Source organism: Marinibaculum pumilum, from assembly GCF_042646425.1.
Taxonomy (GTDB): Bacteria; Pseudomonadota; Alphaproteobacteria; order Ferrovibrionales; family Ferrovibrionaceae; genus Marinibaculum; species Marinibaculum pumilum.
The window spans coordinates 299,483-302,428 of the sequence record NZ_JBHRTR010000031.1 but is presented as its reverse complement, the minus strand read 5'-3'; the positions used below and the strand labels follow the sequence as shown (position 1 = coordinate 302,428).

2 protein-coding genes are annotated in these 2,946 nt (G+C 66.8%); one reads left to right on the top strand and one right to left on the bottom strand.

The genetic code is table 11. From position 1 onward, the window contains the following. Positions 1–62: 62 nt before the first annotated feature. Entirely contained in the window at positions 63–1,745 is a 1,683-nt protein-coding gene (locus tag ACFOGJ_RS18830; protein ID WP_379903383.1) for an ABC transporter substrate-binding protein, read from the bottom strand. 309 nt (positions 1,746–2,054) lie between these two features. Here ACFOGJ_RS18830 and ACFOGJ_RS18825 point away from each other — a divergent pair, with 309 nt between their 5' ends. Further along, complete coding sequence (locus tag ACFOGJ_RS18825) at positions 2,055–2,555, top strand: hypothetical protein (RefSeq protein WP_379903381.1); 501 nt, start codon at positions 2,055–2,057, stop codon at positions 2,553–2,555. Positions 2,556–2,946 lie beyond the last annotated feature (391 nt).

The following is a 2,946-nucleotide window of genomic DNA, read 5'->3' as shown; positions in this document are numbered from 1 at the left end:
CCGCGGATCCATCCGCGCCCCCCGCCTGGCCCGGCCTGCGCTTCAGCAGGGCCCGCATCGTCTTACTCTCCCGGCATCCGGATATTGTCGGCGCGGAAGTCCATCGCGAAGGTCGGCGACCATTTCCAGTCGATCGCCTTCGGCTTGCCGTAGAACACCACGTTGCGGTGCAGGACGGTGAAGGCCGGGTCTTCGCGCTCGGCGATCTCCAGCATCCGGGCGAAGGCGGCCTTGCGCTCCGCCGGGTCGGTCGACTTCTCCAGCACGTCGGAGAGGGTGTTGAACTCCGCGTTGGTCCACTCGCCCAGCTGCTGCTGCACGCCGTTGGGACCGTGCTGGTTCACCAGCGAACTGACCGGATCACTGAACGGCGCGGAGTTCGACCAGTCGCGGATCGCGCGATCGCCGTTCTTCTCCATGATCTGCTGCCAGTTCTCCTTCATCTGCAGATCGACGTTCAGGCCGGCTTCCTTCCACATCTCCGCCAGGATCTGCGAGGTCAGGACCTGGTTGGTGTAGTAGTTGTTCAGCACCCGGAACGGGATCGGGGAGCCGTCATAGCCGCTCTCGGCGACCAGCTGCTTGGCCTTCTCCAGGTCGTATTCCGGCACCGCCCAATCGTCGACGAACATGTCGGCGTAGTATTCCCACTGCAGGCCGGCCGGTACGCTGGTGCGGCCGCCCCACAGCGCCTCGACGATCGCATTGCGGTCGATGGCGTGGGTCAGGGCCTGGCGGATCTTCGGGTTCGCCAGCTGCGGATGGTTCTTGTCGAACACGATCAGGCGGTGGTTCAGCACCGGCCCGCCGACGATCTCGAACTTCTGGTCGGCTTCCACCGTCGCGATCTGATCCGGCGGGATGTCGGTGACGAACTCGTAATCGCCTGACAGGAGGCCGTTCACCCGGGCGGAAACCTCCGGCACCACCACGTAGCGGACTTCCTTCACGCTCGGCTTGCCGCCGTAATAGCCGTCATGCGCCTCCAGGACGAGGACGTTGTCCGGCTTGAATTCCTTGACCTTGAACGGGCCGGCGCTGACCGGCGCCTGTGCCCAGCTGGCCCAGTCCTTGGCGGCCAGGAAGGCCTTCTTGGAGACGATCTCCGAGGAGCCGGAGCGGGCCAGGCGGCCCTCCATCGTCAGGTCGGGCACCGCGTTGACGAAACGCACCGTACGGTCGTCGACGATCTGCACCTCTTTCAGGGAGGGCCAGAGGCGGCGGGCGATCGCCGGCACTTCCGGCGGCAGTTCCGGGCCGGTGGCGGCACCGAGCACCGATTTGCTCTCGTCGGCGGTGATGGTCTCTGTCTGGCCGTCGACACCGAGCGGCTTGGTATCGCCGAACATCCGCTCCGGGCCGAAGGAGAAGGCCACGTCCTCCGCCGTCACCGGCTCGCCGTTGTGGAAGGTGGCACCCTCGCGCAGGGTCAGCTCGATGGTGCGGTCGTCGATGCGGCGCCAGGATTCTGCGATGCCCGGCTGCGGCGACAGATCGCCCTGGCGGTCCAGCTCGATCAGCGGCGCGTAGATCATCGGGAAAACGCGCGCGCCGACATTGCTCTGCTCGCGCAGCGGCGTCAGCGCGCCGGAATTCACCACCTGCTGCACGGCGACGGTGATCGTCGGGCGGTTGTCCGCTTCGGCGGCCTTTGCGGGACCGGCAAGGGCCGCGAAGGACGCGGCCGTCGCCGCCGACAGGCCGAGCGCAAGCGCGGCCCGCCGGCTGAGGGTAAGGAGCTTCATGCTGCCTCCAGCCTGGCTTGGGACGTCGCCCCCGGCGGGCGCGTCTCAGGCTCCGATTACGCCGGGACCGTGTCAGGCTGATTGCGGGGGTATGACAGCACGGAAACGATTTCGGGACTCCCTGTCGCAAACAAGGATTGAATTCCTGTCCGCGGCGGAAGCCATTTGAATCGCGCGCGGCGGCATCGCCCGCTCGGAGGCCAGCATGGACAAGCGGTGGAATTGGCAACAACATGGCCGCGTGGGCCAGCCGATCGCGATCCCCCGCCGACCTGTGCGGGAGGCCGTCGCGAGCAACAGGAGAAGATTATGTTCCCTGTTCCGAAAGCCTCGCTCACCGCCATTGCCATTCTGGGTGCTGTTCTGTCCGCACCGGCCGCAGCCGACGACCATGGGCCGCTCTGCGGCAAGGTCACCATGGGCGGGCATGACCGCGAGGTCGTGTCCCTCGACCATGGCGAGAGCGGCGCCACGCGCGCCGATGTGCGGATCGGCCGGATGGAACTGCGCGACGCCGATGGCAATAGGGTCGGCGACGCGCTGTGGCATGCCACGATGGTGCGCGAAGGCAAGGACGGTATGAGCGACGCCTATATGGGCGACTATGCCTTCGAGGATCAGAGCGGCGTGCTGTTCGGTCGCTTCCTGCATGTCGACCGGATCGACTTCCACAATCCGAACCATCGCCCGAAGGAAGTGGAAATCGCCGTCCTCGGCGGCACCCGCGCCTATCGCCATGCGCGCGGCGTCGTGCACCTGGACCTCAAGGTCAACCCGCCGCAATACATGTTCGCGGTGGATTGCGAATAGGCGGCACGGCGGCGACGCCCCTCCCACCCCGCCGTCGCCATCGGGCCTGACCCGATGGCCGCGGCGATGCGAGGCCGCAGCCGTGCGGCAACCTCCCTGCGGCTTCGGCGTCCTGCCACGATCCTCGGCTCGGAGGCCTACAGCATTCACACATTTCGCCGGCGGGGCCAGATCAGCCCTGCGGTCCTACCTTTTTGCCGTCATCCTCGGCCCCCGAGCCGAGGATCGTGGCAAGACGGCGAAGTTGCGCAGCGTCCCTGTCCCGTCATGCCCCTCGGGTCAAGCCCGAGGGCGACGGCAGCAGGGAGGCGCGTCGAAGAGAAGAGATATGTGAATCGCGTAGGCTCGGGGGCCGAGGATGACGGAAACAGGAAGTTGCGGTCAGGTCAGG

What these genes read in the sequence shown, in the direction of transcription:
- ACFOGJ_RS18830 (WP_379903383.1), bottom strand. Translation starts at nt 1,745, where the DNA reads ATGAAGCTCCTTACCCTCAGCCGGCGGGCCGCGCTTGCGCTCGGCCTG.
- ACFOGJ_RS18825 (WP_379903381.1), top strand. Translation starts at nt 2,055, where the DNA reads ATGTTCCCTGTTCCGAAAGCCTCGCTCACCGCCATTGCCATTCTGGGT.